15 protein-coding genes are annotated in these 16,106 nt (G+C 61.1%); 6 read left to right on the plus strand and 9 right to left on the minus strand.

Translation table 11 applies throughout. The annotated features are described in order from the left end of the window. Positions 1 to 6: 6 nt before the first annotated feature. The 3 genes from AC13RE_RS13540 to AC13RE_RS13550 all read right to left on the minus strand — a co-directional run bounded on the left by AC13RE_RS13540 (position 7) and on the right by AC13RE_RS13550 (position 3,498). On the minus strand, positions 7 to 885 hold the full coding sequence (locus AC13RE_RS13540) for an aldo/keto reductase family oxidoreductase (protein WP_488563289.1): 879 nt from the start codon (positions 883 to 885) through the stop codon (positions 7 to 9). A gap of 122 nt (positions 886 to 1,007) precedes the next feature. Beyond that, positions 1,008 to 1,877, minus strand: coding sequence for a DUF937 domain-containing protein (locus AC13RE_RS13545; protein ID WP_488563290.1), 870 nt, complete (start codon positions 1,875 to 1,877; stop codon positions 1,008 to 1,010). A gap of 247 nt (positions 1,878 to 2,124) precedes the next feature. Continuing rightward, entirely contained in the window at positions 2,125 to 3,498 is a 1,374-nt protein-coding gene (locus AC13RE_RS13550) for a glutamate--cysteine ligase (protein ID WP_488563291.1), read from the minus strand. Positions 3,499 to 3,741: 243 nt separating this feature from the next. Here AC13RE_RS13550 and AC13RE_RS13555 point away from each other — a divergent pair, with 243 nt between their 5' ends. Further along, on the plus strand, positions 3,742 to 4,356 hold the full coding sequence (locus tag AC13RE_RS13555; protein ID WP_488563292.1) for a LysE family translocator: 615 nt from the start codon (positions 3,742 to 3,744) through the stop codon (positions 4,354 to 4,356). A gap of 4 nt (positions 4,357 to 4,360) precedes the next feature. Here AC13RE_RS13555 and AC13RE_RS13560 read toward each other — a convergent pair whose 3' ends face one another. From AC13RE_RS13560 to AC13RE_RS13570, 3 genes are all read right to left on the minus strand, one after another. Further along, positions 4,361 to 5,098: a 16S rRNA (uracil(1498)-N(3))-methyltransferase gene (locus AC13RE_RS13560; RefSeq protein WP_488563293.1), complete on the minus strand. Its 738-nt coding sequence runs from the start codon at positions 5,096 to 5,098 to the stop codon at positions 4,361 to 4,363. Between the two features lie 61 nt (positions 5,099 to 5,159). Next, positions 5,160 to 6,695 carry an inorganic phosphate transporter gene (locus AC13RE_RS13565; protein WP_488563294.1) on the minus strand — a complete coding sequence of 512 codons (1,536 nt, stop codon included), beginning with the start codon at positions 6,693 to 6,695 and terminating at the stop codon, positions 5,160 to 5,162. A 96-nt stretch (positions 6,696 to 6,791) separates the two neighbouring features. Next, the gene (locus AC13RE_RS13570) at positions 6,792 to 7,289 is read right to left on the minus strand and encodes an NUDIX hydrolase (RefSeq protein WP_488563295.1); all 498 of its coding nucleotides are present in this window, start codon (positions 7,287 to 7,289) and stop codon (positions 6,792 to 6,794) included. A 263-nt stretch (positions 7,290 to 7,552) separates the two neighbouring features. Here AC13RE_RS13570 and AC13RE_RS13575 point away from each other — a divergent pair, with 263 nt between their 5' ends. After that, positions 7,553 to 8,461, plus strand: coding sequence for a LysR substrate-binding domain-containing protein (locus tag AC13RE_RS13575; RefSeq protein WP_488563296.1), 909 nt, complete (start codon positions 7,553 to 7,555; stop codon positions 8,459 to 8,461). 127 nt (positions 8,462 to 8,588) lie between these two features. Beyond that, the gene (locus AC13RE_RS13580; protein WP_488563297.1) at positions 8,589 to 9,752 is read left to right on the plus strand and encodes an adenosylhomocysteinase; all 1,164 of its coding nucleotides are present in this window, start codon (positions 8,589 to 8,591) and stop codon (positions 9,750 to 9,752) included. A 3-nt stretch (positions 9,753 to 9,755) separates the two neighbouring features. On the opposite strand, the gene AC13RE_RS13585 is transcribed toward AC13RE_RS13580, so the two are convergent. Then, a complete protein-coding gene (locus tag AC13RE_RS13585) occupies positions 9,756 to 10,319 on the minus strand; it encodes an O-acetyl-ADP-ribose deacetylase (RefSeq protein ID WP_132715906.1) in 564 nt (187 codons plus the stop codon). Between the two features lie 28 nt (positions 10,320 to 10,347). Next, positions 10,348 to 11,244: a LysR family transcriptional regulator gene (locus AC13RE_RS13590; RefSeq protein ID WP_488563298.1), complete on the minus strand. Its 897-nt coding sequence runs from the start codon at positions 11,242 to 11,244 to the stop codon at positions 10,348 to 10,350. Between the two features lie 233 nt (positions 11,245 to 11,477). Between AC13RE_RS13590 and AC13RE_RS13595 the strand changes: the two genes are divergently transcribed. The 3 genes from AC13RE_RS13595 to glcF all read left to right on the plus strand — a co-directional run bounded on the left by AC13RE_RS13595 (position 11,478) and on the right by glcF (position 15,648). Next, positions 11,478 to 12,917: an FAD-linked oxidase C-terminal domain-containing protein gene (locus AC13RE_RS13595; RefSeq protein ID WP_488563299.1), complete on the plus strand. Its 1,440-nt coding sequence runs from the start codon at positions 11,478 to 11,480 to the stop codon at positions 12,915 to 12,917. Next, positions 12,914 to 14,113: an FAD-binding protein gene (locus tag AC13RE_RS13600; RefSeq protein WP_488563300.1), complete on the plus strand. Its 1,200-nt coding sequence runs from the start codon at positions 12,914 to 12,916 to the stop codon at positions 14,111 to 14,113. The genes AC13RE_RS13595 and AC13RE_RS13600 overlap by 4 nt, the downstream gene beginning before the upstream one ends. A gap of 215 nt (positions 14,114 to 14,328) precedes the next feature. Further along, positions 14,329 to 15,648 (plus strand): glycolate oxidase subunit GlcF, encoded by a 1,320-nt coding sequence (gene glcF, locus AC13RE_RS13605; RefSeq protein ID WP_488563301.1) that lies wholly within the window; start codon positions 14,329 to 14,331, stop codon positions 15,646 to 15,648. 46 nt (positions 15,649 to 15,694) lie between these two features. Here the strand turns inward: glcF and AC13RE_RS13610 are convergent, their stop codons facing one another. After that, positions 15,695 to 16,042 (minus strand): DUF6881 domain-containing protein, encoded by a 348-nt coding sequence (locus AC13RE_RS13610; protein WP_112335377.1) that lies wholly within the window; start codon positions 16,040 to 16,042, stop codon positions 15,695 to 15,697. Positions 16,043 to 16,106: the final 64 nt, after the last annotated feature.

The raw sequence follows: 16,106 nt of genomic DNA on the forward strand, positions 1-16,106 counted from the left end.
GGTGCGTCAAGCGTGGTCGGCACCAGCGATGCGATCGAGTTCAGCGATCGCATCTTCCGGAAGCTTCAGCTCGGCGGCCGCGATATTCTGCCTGAGGTGAGCAAGCGACGAGGTGCCTGGGATGAGCAGGATATTCGGCGCGCGCTGCAGCAACCAGGCAAGCGCTACCTGCATTGGCGTCGCATTCAACCGGGCAGCGACATCGGAAAGCGCCGAGGATTGCAGCGGTGTGAACCCACCGAGCGGGAAGAAGGGCACATAGGCAATGCCGTCGCGTTCCAGTTCATCGACCAGTGCGTCATCCGTGCGCTGCGCCAGATTGTAGAGGTTCTGCACGCAGACGATCTCGGTAATCCTGCGCCCTTCGGCGATCTGGTCTCGCGTGACGTTGCTAAGCCCGATGTGACGCACCAGACCCTGCCGCTTGAGCTCCGCAAGGGCGGTTAGCGGCGCCTCGATCGAACCCTCGGTCGGGTGGTGCGGATTGATCATGACGCGAAGGTTGACGACATCGAGCACGTCGAGCTGCAGATTGCGCAGATTGTCGTGCACCGCCTGCTTCAGCTCATCGGCGGAGAAGGCCGGCAGCCAGGAGGCGTCAGCGCCGCGCCGCGCGCCGATTTTGGTGACGATGACGAGATCGTCGCGATAGGGATGGAGCGCTTCCCGGATCAGCTGGTTGGTCACATGCGGACCGTAAAAGTCGCTGGTGTCGATGTGGTTGACGCCCAAGGCGATGGCCTCGCGGAGCACTGCGAGCGCCGTGTTATGGTCCTTCGGCGGGCCGAATACGCCGGGGCCTGCAAGCTGCATGGCGCCGTAGCCGAGCCGTTTAACCTTGCGGTCCCCTAGGGTAAAGCTGCCGGATTGATCGATGCTGGACATGGCTATCTCCTTTTCAAGATGAAATAAGAAATAGGCTCAGTCTTAGTGTGTGATAATCGGGCGCAATCCGCACGGCCTGTACGGAACAGCGAACAATGGAACGGAATACGACCAGCCGAGCGTCACTTCCCTTCCGGCGCAGGCTTATCCTCGGTCTTCAAATAGCTGTCGAAGATCGCTTCCATGTTCTTTTGATAATTCTTCTGCACTTCGAGACCGCTGTCGAACATGGCGTTGAACATCTCGGTATAAGCGGCCATGTCGATGCCGGGGGCAGGCTTGGCCTTCGGCTCTTCCTTCGGCGGCTCTGCCGGCATGGGGAAGTTCTTCATCATGTCCTGAAAGGCCTTGGCGAAGGGATTGTCGAGGAAAGGATTGGTCGGCGCCGGCTTCTCGCGCTTGACCGCATCGGCGCCGAACATCAGCTCCATCGCCTGCGTGAAGGGGTTGTCGAAGATGCTCGCCTGCGGTGTTGGCTGCTGCTTGGGCGCAAAGCCGATGCTCTGCAGCCAGCCTTGCATCATCTCGCCCATATCGGTGTTGAGGAAGGGATTGGCCATCTGCGGGATCTGGCCGCTTGTTTCCTTGAAGAGACCGCCCATCAGCGTATCGGCCATGACGGGCAGCATGCGCTTGTAGATTTCCTGCCCGATGCCGGTCATCTGCGCTGCCTGCGCCGCGATCGCCCGGGAAACGTCTTTGGAACCGAACAGCCGTCCGAGCACCGCATTGCCGTCGGCAATGCCCTCGGGCGTAAAGGCCTTGGTCATGTCTTCGAAATATTTGGCGTAGTTGCCGGAACTGATGTCCTGCATCACGCCCATGAAATTATAGGGATCGGTGGCGCTGCGCTTGAAGCCGGAGGAAAAGGCCGGCATCAGCGCGGCCATCGCCTTCGCCGCCTGCTCCTGCGCAAGACTGAACTGCTTGGCCATGGCCTCGGTGGCGGCGCCATTCTGTGCCTGCATCATCATGTCGAAGAGTGGCAGCATCGAAGTCCCTTTCCCCGCTAGAGCGTGATGCCGAAAAGTGTAGGCGGTTTTCGGATGACATCACGCTCTACTTCTTTGAGTCTAGAGCGGATTCAGATTTTAGGTCGATTCGACCTAAAATCATCCGGCTCTAGGAGGCCGCTTCGGAATCAGGCGGCGCTTGATTCCAATAGTATAGCGGAAAAAAGAGGGCGCATACCGGTTTCTGCCGTGAACTCGCCAGGCCGCGACGGCACGTAACCGCCTATCAGTATTGATATTCCTCGAAGATCGGTTCGACTGACTGGTTCCAGCGGCCATTGTAGAGCATCAGCAGATCGTCAGCGAGCGTGCCCTTCTTGGCAAGCACCTCGTCGAGCGGCGAAAGGAAGACGGTTTCGTCTTGGCCGTCGCCATTCAAGCGATTGCGGTTCTTCAGGCCAAGGCGCGAAATGCCGACCACTTCGCGTGCAATATCAAGCAGACCGTGACCCTTGATAGAAGCCTTCAAGCTCTGCGCCGGCACCGCATCACGCAGCGCATTGACCTCCTGGAAGTTCCAATCCTTGGTCAGCTCGTCGGCCGCCGTCAGCGCCTCATCGTCATAGAGCAGGCCGACCCAGAAGGCCGGCAACGCACAGATGCGGCGCCACGGGCCACCATCTGCGCCGCGCATTTCGAGGAAGCGCTTGAGGCGAACATCCGGGAAGAGGGTGGAGAGATGGTTCGTCCAATCGCCCATCGTCGGTTGCCAATCGGCGATTTCGCCCTTCAGCGCTCCATCCATGAATTGACGGAAAGTGACATGCGTACAGTCGTGATAACGGCCGTCGCGAACGACGAAATACATGGGAACGTCGAGCGCCCACTTCACATAGTCTTCGAAGCCGAAATCGTCGCGGAACGTGAAATCGAGCAGGCCGCCGCGGCGGTTGTCGGTATCTTTCCAGATTTCGCCGCGCCAGGAAGAAAGCCCGTTCGGTTTGCCCTCGGTGAAGGGAGAGGAGGCAAAGAGCGCCGTTGCCAGCGACTGCAGTTTCATCGATACGCGCATCTTGCGGCGCATATCCGCTTCCGAGGAAAAGTCGAGATTCACCTGGATGGTGCAGGTGCGATACATCATATCGAGACCCATGGTGCCGACCTTCGGCATGTAGCGGGTCATGATGTCGTAGCGCGATTTCGGCATGCGCGGCGTTTCGGCAAGGGTCCACTTCGGGCTGCCGCCGACACCGAGGAAACGGATGCCCATCGGTTCGGCGATCTCGCGCACCGTCGCCAGATGATTGTTGGATTCCTTGCAGGTCTGGTGGATGGTTTCGAGCGGTGCGCCGGAAAGCTCGAACTGACCGCCCGGCTCGATCGAGATCGCGCCCATGCCTGTGGGTTCGCCGAGCCCGATAATGTTGTCGCCGTCCATGATCGGATCCCAGCCGCTCTTCTTCTGCAGTCCCGTGAGGAGCGCGGAAATGCTGGCTTCGCCGAAATAGGGGACCGGGCTGTTGTCGGCGCGGAAAAACACGAATTTCTCGTGCTCGGTGCCGATGCGGAATTTCTCCTTCGGCTTGTTGCCGGCGGCCAGATAGGCCGTCATTTCCGAGACCGAGGAGAGCGGAGTCTGGTCGGTGGTATCGCGCGCCATGGTATTACCTTAGATCTCGGAGCAGAGCCCGCGTCAGTCGCAGGTCAATTGGAGGGTGATTGACGCGGATTGACGTACGGCGCAAGTGAATTTCTTTCAAGGGTCGTTCAAAAAAATAGGATTTTATGTCTCGCAAGGGCATCACGCCAGTGGCAGGCACAAGCATATTTGCACAAGCGTTCAAGACGCCCCTCTATCCACGCCGCTAGTTTTGCTTCCACTGACATCAAGCGGAGCACATCGATGAACGGTCCGAACGCCCTTTACTATTCCATACTGACACTGCTGCTTGCATCGGTGGTCATCATGGGCAGCCCAGGCCCGTCCACGATCAGCGCGACAGCGATGGGCGCCGCCTATGGTTTCAGGCGGTCGCTCGCTTACGTCTCCGGTCTCATCGCAGGCACCGTAGCGGTCTTGCTGGCCGTCGCCGCCGGCGTCGTTGCGATCCTGCTGTCCGTGCCCCACGGCGCATTGCTGCTGACGGTGGTTTCCGCCGTCTATATCCTCCACCTCGCCTTCAAGATCGCCACGGCGCCGCCGCTGTCTCGCCGCGACGATCATGTCGCGGCGCCTGCCTTTTCTGGCGGCTTCCTGCTGGCCGTCGCCAATCCCAAGGCCTATCTGGCGATCGCTGCCGTCTTTGCCACTGTCAGCCTGTTTCAGGATCGGCGGCTGCTCGACGTCGCTGTCAAGATCGCGCTGCTCACGGCGATGATCGTGGCCATTCACATGGTTTGGCTGCTCGTCGGTGCTTCGCTATCCCGTTTCCTCCGAGATCCGAAGATCTCGCGGATCGTCAACATCTCGCTCGCGATCCTGCTGCTCGTTGCGACCATCGTTGCCGTCTTGAAGTAAAGGGTCAGTTCCAGTCGCCAATCGCGGCCTGGATTACCGCCATGGCGGCAACGGCGGCCGTATCGGCGCGCAGGATGCGCGGCCCGAGCGGAATGGCCGTGACGAAATCGAGGCTGCGTAAGAGGGCACGCTCCTCTTCCGAAAAGCCGCCTTCGGGGCCGACCAGCAGCGCCAGATGTTTCTCCTTCACTTTGGTCAGCAGTGGCAGCGGATTCTGGCCGGCATCGCCCTCGTCGCAATAGATGATGCGGCGCTCGCGCGGCCAGCTTGCCAGCAGATCGGTAAGCTTGACCGGCTCGGCGACGTCGGGAATGCCAAGAATGCCGCATTGCTCGGCAGCCTCGATAACATTGGCCCTGACCTTGTCGAGATTGGTGATCTTGCCCTGCACATGCTGCGTCATGACCGGCTGCAGAAGGCCGGCACCCATCTCCACTGCCTTTTGAACGAGGTAGTCGAGGCGCCCGACCTTCAGCGGCGCGAAGAGATAATGCAAATCGGACGGGGCAGGCTGGGGCCGCGTTTCCTCTAGCGGCATCAGCAGAATGCGCTTACGGGTGGGGAAGGAGACACCGGCTTTCCATTCGCCATGGCGGCCGTTGAAGATCAGGAGTTCGGCGCCATCGTCCATGCGCAGCACATTGGCGAGATAGTTGAACTGATCATGGTCCGTCTCGATGGCGGCACCTGCCTTGATGTCTGATGTCACGAACAGCCGCTGCATGCGGAAATTGGCGCGCATGGATGATCCCCGGAATTGCCTAGAACAATGAGATAGAGCGGTTCGGAGGGATCGAACCGCTCTAAATGAAGAGCGCGACCATAACCCAATATACGACGGCAGCAAGCAGTGCTGCGACCGGCACGGTGATCGCCCAGGCGGCGATAATGGTCATAAAATGCGAGCGGCGCACGAGCCGGCGGCGATGAACCTCATCGGGATTGCGCTCATCGGTGGCTTCCGGCTCGCTCCAAGGTATGCCCGCCGCCTCGGCCTTTTTGCGCATATAGTCAAATCGCCGCTTGGAACGGACGGTGGACCACTCGCGAAAGAAGCCGACGCCGAAGACTGCGCCAACGGTAATGTGGGTCGAGCTCACCGGGAAACCGAACCAGGCGGCCACGATGACGGTGAGGGCCGCAGACACGGCGACGCAATAGGCCCGCATCGGATTGAGTTTGGTGATCTGCTCGCCGAGAAGACGAATGAGCCGTGGCCCGTAGAGGAGAACGCCGACAGAGATGCCGCAGCCGCCGATCATGACCACCCAGAAGGGAGCCTTCTGCGTCGTCGTTTCAGCGAAGACGTTCAACGAGCCGCCAAGCCCGATATCGCGGACGATCGCGGCCAGTGGCCCGATCGCGTTGGCGACGTCGTTGGCGCCATGCGCAAAGGACATCAGGGCTGCCGAACAGATCAGCGGCAGGCGGAAAAGCTTGCGCAGCGAGCTGTTCTTGTTTTCCAGCCCGACCGATTGCGTCTTGACCAGCGGCCGCGCGCCAAGCCAGGCGATGATGCCGACCCCGAGGCCGATCGCCAGATTGAGGATATTGGGTATCGCGCCTTTAGGTTCGAGCTGGACCACGAGATAGCCCGAGAAGGCACCAGCCATCAGCCCGATCAGGATGGGAATCCAGTATCTGGCGGCGGCAATCTTGTCGTCGCGATAGATGATGCAGGTCTCGATGAAATAGAGAATGCCGGCGGCGATGGCACCGCCGAGAAAGGGAGTTACAACCCAGCCTGCGGAAATGGCCGCCAGCGTGTTCCAGTTCACGAGCTCGGGGCCGACGGCGGCTGAACCTGCGCCGACAACGGCGCCGACGATCGTATGCGTGGTCGAAACGGGCGCTTTCAGCCAAGTGGCGAAATTGATCCAAAGGGCTGCGGCGAGAAGGGCTGCCATCATCAGCCAGGCAAGCTTGCCGACACTGATGATGCGGTTGGTGTCGACGATATGGGTCGAGATCGTGTTGATGACCGGGCCGCCGGCGATCGTCGCGCCGAGAATCTCGAAAATCGCCGCCATGACGAGCGCCTGCGCCATGGTGATCGCCCGCGCACCGACGGCGGCGCCGACATTGTTGGCGACGTCCTTGGCGCCGATGTTCATGGCCATGTAGCCGGCAAGGCCGACGGCAGCAAAGATCAGCGTCGCCCCCGGCTGGTCGAGCACATAGATGCCGGCAAAGACCATGGCGAGACCGAGGAAGATCAGGCCGATGCCCGGCGCCACCAGACGCCTCGTGACGTGATGCGTCGCGTCCTCGACATAGGTGAATTTGTCGAGGTCCTTGTCGAGCGTCCTTTTTACAGGTGTGGCCGGTCGGTCGGGCATGCAATTCTCTGGGTCAAAACTCTCGTATTGCGCTGACCGATGAGGCGCGCAATATCCGCCATGCACACTGGCACAGTTTTTTGTGACGAATGTGGCTTATTTCGCCTGGATCGCAGCGGAAGCTACCGTCATCCGCTGAGCGAAGGCAAGAATGAGGTCGTGCAGCTCCGGTTCGCGAACACGTTCGGCGGCTTCCTCGAAAGAGACCCACTCCATGGAGCGCTCGCCCTTTTCCTTGAAGTTCTTGACGAGTTCGCTGACTTCGAGGGCATAGACCTGCACCCGGCACGGCACCTGAATGCCGTCCTTCAGCAGCTTGTCATAGCCGAACGAGCCGAGCGGCTCGGTTTCCACCACACCGCGCACACCTGCCTCTTCATAGGCTTCGCGGGCGGCGACCTCGTGGGAGAGCTTGCCCGGCATCGGCCATCCCTTGGGAATGACCCAGCGACCGGTGTCGCGGCTGGTCAGCAACAACATCTCAAGATGACCGGTTTTCTTCTTCACTCGATAGCAGAGCGCAGCATATTGCTGTCGCGGCGGACGCCGAAACATGAGTTGCACATCATTTGCTATACGGCTGAGAAAGGCCAATTGTCGGTTCACCTTTAGGAGTTGGAGTGACAGCTTGATTCTATATTATCACTTTGGGGAAAAATTTTGCGTTCCACAGAACGCTATATGGTATTTCCCCACATATTTATTGAGTGCTACGTAGATAAAAATACAAAGTTTTGCCTTCTGATATTCGCCAACGCTTATGCTGAAAGCGACATTCCACAGCGTTTCCGTGCCGCATATGGCGCAATTGCTTGGATGTGGCTGCTATCGTTTTGGAAAGAGAGAAAAAATTTATTATGTCCGGACGCATCCCGCCTCGACGCTTGCCGCCCATGAACGCGCTGCGTGCCTTCGATGCGGTGGCGCGCTGCGGCAGCATTCTGAAGGCGGCTGATGAGCTTGGCGTCGTGCGCGGGGCTATCAGACAGCAACTGAACCTGCTGGAGGCACATTTTGGCGTACCCCTGTTCGACCGGGAGAATGGCCGGCTGGTGCTGACAGCGAAGGGCCGGGCATTCGCTGATTCCGTTGGCGTCGCCTTTGGCATCCTGACGCGCGCCTCCGCCGAACTTTCCGTTGGCCAACGGCGGTCGATCCGGCTCGGCGTTCCCTCGGCCTTTGCCGTCTGGTGGCTGATGCCGCGTCTCGCGGCGCTTCAGGCGGCACTTCAGGATATCGATATCGACATCGTGCCGATGGTTACGGTCGAGCCGCTTGCCAAGCGCGCCGACCTGGAAGCGGTCATCATGGGCGGCGAATACCGGCCGATGCGCGATATCACGGCCATTCGTTTCATGGAGGATGAGTTCGGTCCCGTTACAACGCCAGATATCGCCGATCGCCTCGGGCTTGCCAGTGGGGTTTCGGCACTTGCCGGAGCCGTCGGCCTTGCCAGCCGTTCCGCCCCGAGCCTGTGGGAGGATTGGTTTGCTGAAAGCGGTCGCGCGCCCATCCCCTTTGCCGTCGATCGCGAATTCGAAGATCTGCTGCTCGCGATCGGCGCCGCCCGCTCGGGCCTCGGGGTCGCCATCGCCCCACGCACCGCCATTGGCGAGGATATCGATCGCGGTACTCTGGTCGCCCCCTTCGGCTTCATCCGCAGGCCGGCGGGCTACAGCCTCAGCATTCGCAGCGGCGACGTGAAGGACCCGGCGTTGGTACGATTGGCGGATTGGCTAAGCGAGATAGGGGCCGAACCGGCTTAGCAAAACATCAAAACGAAGCACATCGACATGGCAGATTTTCTGCCATGCAGCGCATTGCAATGTCCATCGACACCTCCTTTGCGATCATGCCAGATCGCGGCATCGAACCAACCGGCAGGAGCGCATCATGGATCAGTCTTCTTCTCTTTCGCGTATCGACTGGGTGGCGCGCAGCTGCCGGCTGCTGGCCGCAACGGCCGCGGAATTCCGCGACACAAAACCCTTTGCTGGCCTCACCATCGGCACGGGTATCCATCTAGAGCCGAAGACGGTTGCGCTGCTGATGACGCTGCGTGCCGGCGGCGCCGATCTCGTCTGCACTGGCAATCTCAACAGCACCCAGCCGGAAACGGTGGACTATCTGCGCGCTCAGGGCATCAAGGTTTTTGCGACGCAGACCCGCGACGCAAAGGAGCATGGTGCAAGCCTCGATGCGATCCTGGCGGAAAAGCCTGACCTGCTGCTCGACAATGGCGGCGATCTCTTCGCGCGCGCGGCCGACAGGCCCCGTGCCAACCTGCTTGGCGGCACCGAGGAAACCACATCCGGCCGCACCCGCCTGATGCCGATGCGCGACAAGCTCAACATGCCGATCCTCGTCATCAACGACAGCCCGATCAAGCAGTTCGCCGAAAACCGGCATGCCGTCGGGCAAAGTCTGTTCGAGAGCTATCTGCGCTTCACCAACCGTTCCACCAACGGTAAACGCGTGACCGTCTTCGGCTACGGCGCTTGTGGCAAGGGCACGGCGGCGTGCTTCCGCAACGCATTCGCCGCCGTCAGCGTCGTCGATATCGATCCGGTGACCACATTCGAAGCTCATCTCGATGGCTTCACAACGCCGCTGCGTGAATCAGCGATCCGCTCTGCCGATGTGCTGGTCACCGTGACGGGCTATCCGGACATCATCACGGTTGCCGACCTGCCCTCGATCAAGGACGGTGCGATCCTGATGAATGGCGGCCACTTTCCGCATGAGATCGATGTCGAAGGCTTCCGCAGCAGTCCCGATGTTGTTGGCGTCGATGGTTACGAAGCTGAGCAGATCGAGACTGTTCGCATGCGAGACGGCCGAGCCTTCCACATTCTCGGCGGCGGCCACATGGCCAATCTGGCCGGTCCGCGTCCGCTGGGGAATACCGTCGAATCCATGGATCTCGGCTTCGCCCTGCAGACGCGATGCCTGGAGCGGGTCGCCAAGGGCGGCCTTGGCACGGAGGCCTGCGTCATCCCCGTTCCCACGGATATCGATGCCCTCGTCGCCTCCGCCTATCTCGATCTGGCGCGATAGGCATCAGGCTCGGGATAGCGCCTGCGGCAGCAATTCGTCGTAGAGTGCCGCCGTCTCGTCGCCGAAGCAGCAGAAGATGATTTCATCGAAGGCACCATCCTTGCTCTCGGCAAGGGTGGTGCGAATCGCAATCCCAGCCGCCGGCTCGGCGGGAAAGCGATAAACGCCGGTGGAGATGGCCGGGAAGGCGATGGTCTTCAGACCGTTTTGCCGGGCAAGGTTGAGGCTGTTGCGATAACAGCCGGCGAGAAGCTCCTCTTCGCCACGGTTTCCGCCATTCCAGACAGGCCCTACCGTATGGATCACATGCTTTGCCGGCAGGCGATATCCGCCGGTCATCTTCGCCTGGCCGGTCTTGCAACCATTCAGCGTCCGGCATTCGGTGAGGAGATCCGATCCGGCAGCGCGATGGATCGCCCCGTCTACGCCACCGCCGCCGAGCAGGCTGCTATTGGCCGCATTGACGATGGCATCGACCTTGAGCTTCGTGATGTCGCCAAGCGCCACGGTGAAGCGTGTCTTCGAATTCGGCGCGAGATCGGAACGAATGGTTTCAGGCGCGGACATGGCGGTCTCCTCAAGCCTCCAGGTGGCTTTATCGCTCCCAATAGGGAACAGGCCCGTAAAGTTCCGCCAGAAAATCGATGAAGACGCGCACTTTTGCTGGCAGGAACTGTCGGCTGGGATAAACGGCCGATAGCGTGACGTTGTGCGAGCCTTCATAGGCCGGGAGCACCTGCACGAGGCGGCCGTCGCGCAATTCCGGCCCGATATCCCAGGTCGAGCGCAGCGCAATGCCGAGGCCGGCAATGACGGCTTCGCGCACGACCTCGCTGGAATTGGTGATGAGCCTGCCCTCGGGCCGAAAGATCAGGCTGCCTTTCGGCCCCTCCAGCCGCCAGGGATCGAGATTGTGCGCGGGCAGGCAGATATGCCGGCGCAGATCGTCGATATCCTCGGGCATGCCATGGGCATCGATATAGGCAGGCGAGGCGCAGAGCACGCGGCGCACCGGCGCCAGCCTGCGCGCGACGAGGCTGGAATCCGTCAGCTCGGCAATGCGGATGGCAAGATCGAAGCCGCCGCCGACGATATCGACGAATTCGTCGCTGAGAACGAGGTTGAGCGCCAGTTCGGGATGGGCCTGCATGAAGGATTTCAGATGCGGCGCGATGTGGAGGCGGCCGAAGGACGTCGGGGCGGAGATTTTCAGCGTGCCGTGCATCTGCGAGGAGCGCCCGGCAATATAGGCTTCCGCCTCTTCCAGCCCGGCGAGGATGGCGAGCACGCGGTCGTAGAAGCCCTGGCCCGCTTCCGTCAGCGAAATCTGCCGCGTCGTGCGCTGCAGGAGCCGGGTGCCAAGCCTGTCTTCCAGGCGCTTGATGCGCTTCGAAATGACGGCGGGCGAAAAGCCGAGGGCGCGGCCGCTCAAAGACATGCTGCCGGTCGCCACGACGCTGGCGAAGATTTCGAGATCTCCCAAATTGGTCATGCAGAATTATTTCCTGTTTTGGAATAAGTGCTTATCATTTGCTCCAAACTTGGGAAAGCGCTAAGCCTTTAATGCACCTAGAGCCGGATGATTTTAGGTCTATTCGACCTAAAATCTGAATCCGCTCTAGTATCAAAAAGTAGAGCATGATGTCGTCCGAAAACCGATCACACTTTTCGGCATCATGCTCTAAAAGGGGCTGTATCCGAAAGCGGATGCGGGAGGAGGACGGCATGGGCGAGGCCATTTCATTTCTGGAGCCGCGTGCGGATGTTCTGGCGCGCCGGAGCGAGATCGTTGCCGATCTCGCCGATCTCCTGGCTCCCGAATGTTTGATCCATGAGGCGCGCGAGCTCGTGCCTTTCGAAACCGATGCCTTCGTGTCCTATCGCCGTCTGCCGCTCGCCGTCGCCCTGCCGCGCTCGACGGCGGAAGTTGCGGCCGTCATGAAATATTGCCATCGCTACGGCATTCCCGTCGTGCCGCGCGGCGCCGGCACCTCGCTTTCCGGGGGCGCGATACCACAGGAGGATGCCGTCGTCCTCGGCCTCCCCAAGATGAACCGCATCCTCGATATCGATTATGCCAATCGCACCGCGACCGTGCAGGCAGGGGTGACGAACCTCCACGTTTCCGAAAGCGTCTCGGCTGACGGTTTCTTCTATGCGCCCGACCCGAGTTCGCAGCTTGCCTGCACCATCGGCGGCAATATCGGCATGAATTCCGGCGGCGCCCACTGTCTGAAATACGGCGTCACGACCAACAATCTCCTCGGCGTCAAGCTGGTGCTGACCGACGGCACCGTCATCGATCTCGGCGGCAAGGCACTGGATGCGGCGGGCTATGATCTGCTCGGCCTCGTCTGTGGCTCTGAAGGCCAGCTTGGCATCGTCACCGAGGCGACGGTGCGGCTCATCGCCAAGCCCGAGGGCGCCCGGCCGGTGCTCTTTGGCTTCGACAGTTCCGAAGAGGCGGGCGCCTGCGTCGCCGACGTCATCGCCGCCGGCATCGTGCCTGTCGCCATCGAATTCATGGACAAGCCGGCAATCGAGATCTGCGAAGCCTTCGCCAAGGCCGGCTATCCGCTTGATGTCGAGGCTTTGCTGATCGTCGAGGTCGAGGGGTCGGAGGCAGAAATGGACGACATGCTGGCTAGCATCGTTGCCATCGCTCGCACTCACAAGGTCAAAACGGTGCGCGAATGCCAGTCGGCAACGGAAGCGGCCTTGATCTGGAAAGGCCGGAAGTCGGCCTTCGGCGCTACGGGACGCATCGCCGATTACATCTGCATGGACGGCACCGTGCCGCTCAGTCAGCTCTCTTACGTGCTGAAGAAGACAAGCGAGATTGTCGATCGTTATGGTCTGCGCGTCGCCAATGTCTTCCATGCCGGCGATGGCAACATGCACCCGCTGATCCTCTTCAATGCCAATGACCCCGATGAGGCCGCCAAGGCGGAAGCGGCCGGCAACGATATCTTGCGCCTCTGCGTCGATGCCGGCGGTTGTCTCACCGGCGAGCATGGCGTCGGCATCGAGAAGCGCGATCTGATGCGGCACCAATATGCCGATGTCGATCTTGCCCAGATGATGTCGGTTCGATCAGCCTTCGACCCCGGCTGGATACTCAATCCATCCAAGGTCTTCCCGCTCGACGGACGCAACGCCGCATGACCGAGTTTCATCCGAGAAGCGAGGATGAAGCGGCCTCCATCATCGGCGATCATGCGGCGCGCGGCGCGGCCCTTGCAATCGTCGGCGGCAACACGCGATCCGGCTTCGGCAATGCCGTCAGTTCCGATGCGGTGCTCTCGTCACGTGGCCTGACCGGCATCGTCGCCTACAATCCGGGTGAGATGGTGATGACGGCCCGCGCCGGCACGCCGGCCGCCGAGATCGAGGCCGCTCTTGCCGAGGCCGGCCAGATGATGGCCTTCGAGCCGATGGATCACAGGCCGCTGATGGCAACCGAAGGTGAGCCGACGATCGGCGGCGTTTTCGCCGCCAATGTCTCCGGCCCGCGCCGCTTCGTCAGTGGTGCGGCGCGCGATAGCCTGCTCGGCGTCCGTTTCGTCAATGGCAAGGGCGAGATCGTCAAGGCCGGGGGGAGGGTGATGAAGAATGTCACCGGTCTCGATCTCGTCAAGCTGATGGCCGGTTCGCACGGAACGCTCGGCCTTCTGACCGAAGTAACGTTCCGTGTGCCGCCGAAGCCAAAGACCGAGGAGACGATTATCCTCTCCGGTCTCAACGATGCGGAAGCCGCCAACGCGATGGCCGCCGCCATGGCCCTGCCGCTCGAAGTATCGGGCGCCGCGCATCTGCCGCTAACGGTCGCCTGGTCCTTTCTCGACGGCAAGCTGCCGCAAGGCGAGGCGACGGTGCTGCGCATCGAAGGTCTTCCAGGCTCCGTTTCGGTCCGCGGCGAAAAGCTTGCCGCCGCCATGGGCCGACTCGGGTCGGTGAAACGTCTTGAGGGGGACGACAGCCGCAGGCTCTGGCGTGAGATCCGCAATGTGAAGCCCTATGCCGATGGCACCTCGCTTCCTGTCTGGCGTGTCTCGGTCGCCCCCGGCACCGGCCACCGGCTTGTCGCCGCCCTTCGACTGGAGGAGGGTGTGGATGCTTATTACGATTGGCAGGGCGGACTCGTCTGGATGCGCATGGAAGCCGAGCCCGAGGGCGACATGCTGAGGCGCTACATTCATGCCTTGGGCGGCGGGCACGCGACCTTGATGCGAGCTACCCCGGCCCACCGCGCAATGACACCGGCCTTCCAGCCGCAACCCGAAGCAGTGGCACTACTTTCGGCGCGCGTAAAGGAAAAGTTCGATCCGGCGGGGATTTTCAATCCGGGGAAGATGGGGTGATGCGGATGGTGTCCTGTCTACGATTGCCCCTCACCCTAACCCTCTCCCCGCGGGCGGGGAGAGGGGACGACCTCGTTTGCGACGCCTTATCGGCTCGAGAGAGGTTGAGGAATGACGGAGAGTGCGTCTATCCCCTTCTCCCCGTTAAAACGGGGAGAAGGTGGCCAATAGGCCGGATGAGGGGCGGGGTCTTGCTCAAACGGGGACATGTGTAAATGCAAACCAATTTCACGCCCGAACAGCTTGCCGATCCGCATGTGGCTGAGTCCGAGGCTATCCTGCGCAAATGCGTGCATTGCGGCTTCTGCACCGCCACCTGTCCCACCTATGTCACGCTTGGCAACGAGCTCGACAGCCCGCGCGGCCGCATCTACCTCATCAAGGACATGCTGGAAAACGGCCGGCCCGCCGATGCCGAGGTGGTGACGCATATCGATCGCTGTCTCTCCTGCCTTGCCTGCACGACAACCTGTCCGTCCGGTGTCGACTATATGCACCTGATCGACCATGCGCGCGTCCATGTCGAGAACACCTACAAGCGCCCGCTGATGGATCGGCTGACCCGCAATGTGCTGGCAGCCGTGTTGCCTTATCCCGGCCGTTTCCGGCTGGCCTTGCGGCTTGCAAACCTCGGCCGGCCGTTCAAGGGTCTCTTGAAGCGCATCCCGGCTCTGAAGGCTTTTGCCGCCATGCTCGATCTTGCGCCGCGCAGCATTCCCGCGCCGTCGCCTTTTGCAAAGCCGGGGCTCCATGCAGCGCAGGCCGAGCGCCGCGGTCGCGTGGCGATCCTGACGGGCTGCGCCCAGCCGGTGCTCGATCCCGAAATCAACGCAGCGACTATCCGCCTGCTGACGCGCCTCGGCGTTGACGTCGTGGCGCCGGAGGGGGAGGTCTGCTGCGGCTCGCTGGTCCATCACATGGGCCGCGAGGAACAGGCGCTCGCCGCTGCCCGCGCCAATGTCGATGTGTGGCTGCGCGAGGTTGATGCCGGAGGGCTGGACGCCATCATCATCACCGCGTCGGGCTGCGGCACGACGATCAAGGACTATGGGCATATGCTGCGCCTCGATCCGGCCTATGCGGAAAGGGCTGCGAGGATTTCAGCTCTCGCCAAGGACATCACGGAATATCTCGCAAGCCTGGATCTCCCGTCGCATATGCCGCGCGGCATCGCGGTCGCCTATCATTCCGCCTGCTCCATGCAGCACGGGCAGAAGATCACCATGGCGCCGAAGCTCTTGCTGAAAGCCGCGGGTTTTACGGTGCGCGACCCGGCAGAAGGGCATCTGTGCTGTGGTTCGGCCGGCACCTACAACATCATGCAGCCGGAAATTTCGGCCGAGTTGAGGGTGCGCAAGATCAGGAACATCGAGGCGACGAAAGCCGATATCATCGCGACGGGCAACATCGGCTGCATCACGCAGATCGCGACGGGAACGGGCATTCCCATCCTGCATACGGTAGAGCTGCTGGACTGGGCTTATGGCGGCGAGATGCCGACGAAACTGAAAGGCCTGCAGCCGGCGGCTGCTTAGAGCATTTCCGGGAAAGTGAAGAGCGGTTTCCGTCCGGAATTGCGTACTAATGCAGCTTGTCCGGCGCGGGCAGGCGATGAGCCTGCCATTCGACTTCGAACCGATCGGCGGCAATGCGCGTCATGCTGATGCGATCCTGCCCTTCCTCGAAGAAAATGCCATCCACCAGGCCGGTAATGCCATCGTAAAACGAGCCTTCGACGAGGCTGGTGATCTCCAGCATGTCACGTCCCACTGCAGTAAAATCGACAACCGACATGCATTGCCGGCGACCATCGGCAAACACATCGATCAGCCGCGGAACATCACCGGCGATATCGACCTCATAATAAACGATGACCGGCTCCTCGTTTTCCGGATGGATCCAGTCGCAGCGATAGTAAGAGAAGCTCATGCGCCGGATCATAGCACAAGACCCCCCATGCCTGAACCGGTTTGAGGGATCGATTGCGACTTCA

The sequence above is a fragment of the Martinezella sp. CNPSo 3959 genome, from assembly GCF_057784355.1.

Excerpts from the sequence above, each read along its gene's own strand:
- AC13RE_RS13585 (WP_132715906.1), bottom strand. The coding sequence starts at position 10,319 with ATGTCCGCGCCTGAAACCATTCGTTCCGATCTCGCGCCGAATTCGAAG.
- AC13RE_RS13590 (WP_488563298.1), bottom strand. The coding sequence starts at position 11,244 with ATGACCAATTTGGGAGATCTCGAAATCTTCGCCAGCGTCGTGGCGACC.
- AC13RE_RS13600 (WP_488563300.1), top strand. The coding sequence starts at position 12,914 with ATGACCGAGTTTCATCCGAGAAGCGAGGATGAAGCGGCCTCCATCATC.
- AC13RE_RS13610 (WP_112335377.1), bottom strand. The coding sequence starts at position 16,042 with ATGAGCTTCTCTTACTATCGCTGCGACTGGATCCATCCGGAAAACGAG.
- AC13RE_RS13575 (WP_488563296.1), top strand. The coding sequence starts at position 7,553 with ATGTCCGGACGCATCCCGCCTCGACGCTTGCCGCCCATGAACGCGCTG.
- AC13RE_RS13580 (WP_488563297.1), top strand. The coding sequence starts at position 8,589 with ATGGATCAGTCTTCTTCTCTTTCGCGTATCGACTGGGTGGCGCGCAGC.
- AC13RE_RS13565 (WP_488563294.1), bottom strand. The coding sequence starts at position 6,695 with ATGCCCGACCGACCGGCCACACCTGTAAAAAGGACGCTCGACAAGGAC.
- glcF (WP_488563301.1), top strand. The coding sequence starts at position 14,329 with ATGCAAACCAATTTCACGCCCGAACAGCTTGCCGATCCGCATGTGGCT.
- AC13RE_RS13540 (WP_488563289.1), bottom strand. The coding sequence starts at position 885 with ATGTCCAGCATCGATCAATCCGGCAGCTTTACCCTAGGGGACCGCAAG.
- AC13RE_RS13595 (WP_488563299.1), top strand. The coding sequence starts at position 11,478 with ATGGGCGAGGCCATTTCATTTCTGGAGCCGCGTGCGGATGTTCTGGCG.
- AC13RE_RS13560 (WP_488563293.1), bottom strand. The coding sequence starts at position 5,098 with ATGCGCGCCAATTTCCGCATGCAGCGGCTGTTCGTGACATCAGACATC.
- AC13RE_RS13555 (WP_488563292.1), top strand. The coding sequence starts at position 3,742 with ATGAACGGTCCGAACGCCCTTTACTATTCCATACTGACACTGCTGCTT.
- AC13RE_RS13550 (WP_488563291.1), bottom strand. The coding sequence starts at position 3,498 with ATGGCGCGCGATACCACCGACCAGACTCCGCTCTCCTCGGTCTCGGAA.
- AC13RE_RS13545 (WP_488563290.1), bottom strand. The coding sequence starts at position 1,877 with ATGCTGCCACTCTTCGACATGATGATGCAGGCACAGAATGGCGCCGCC.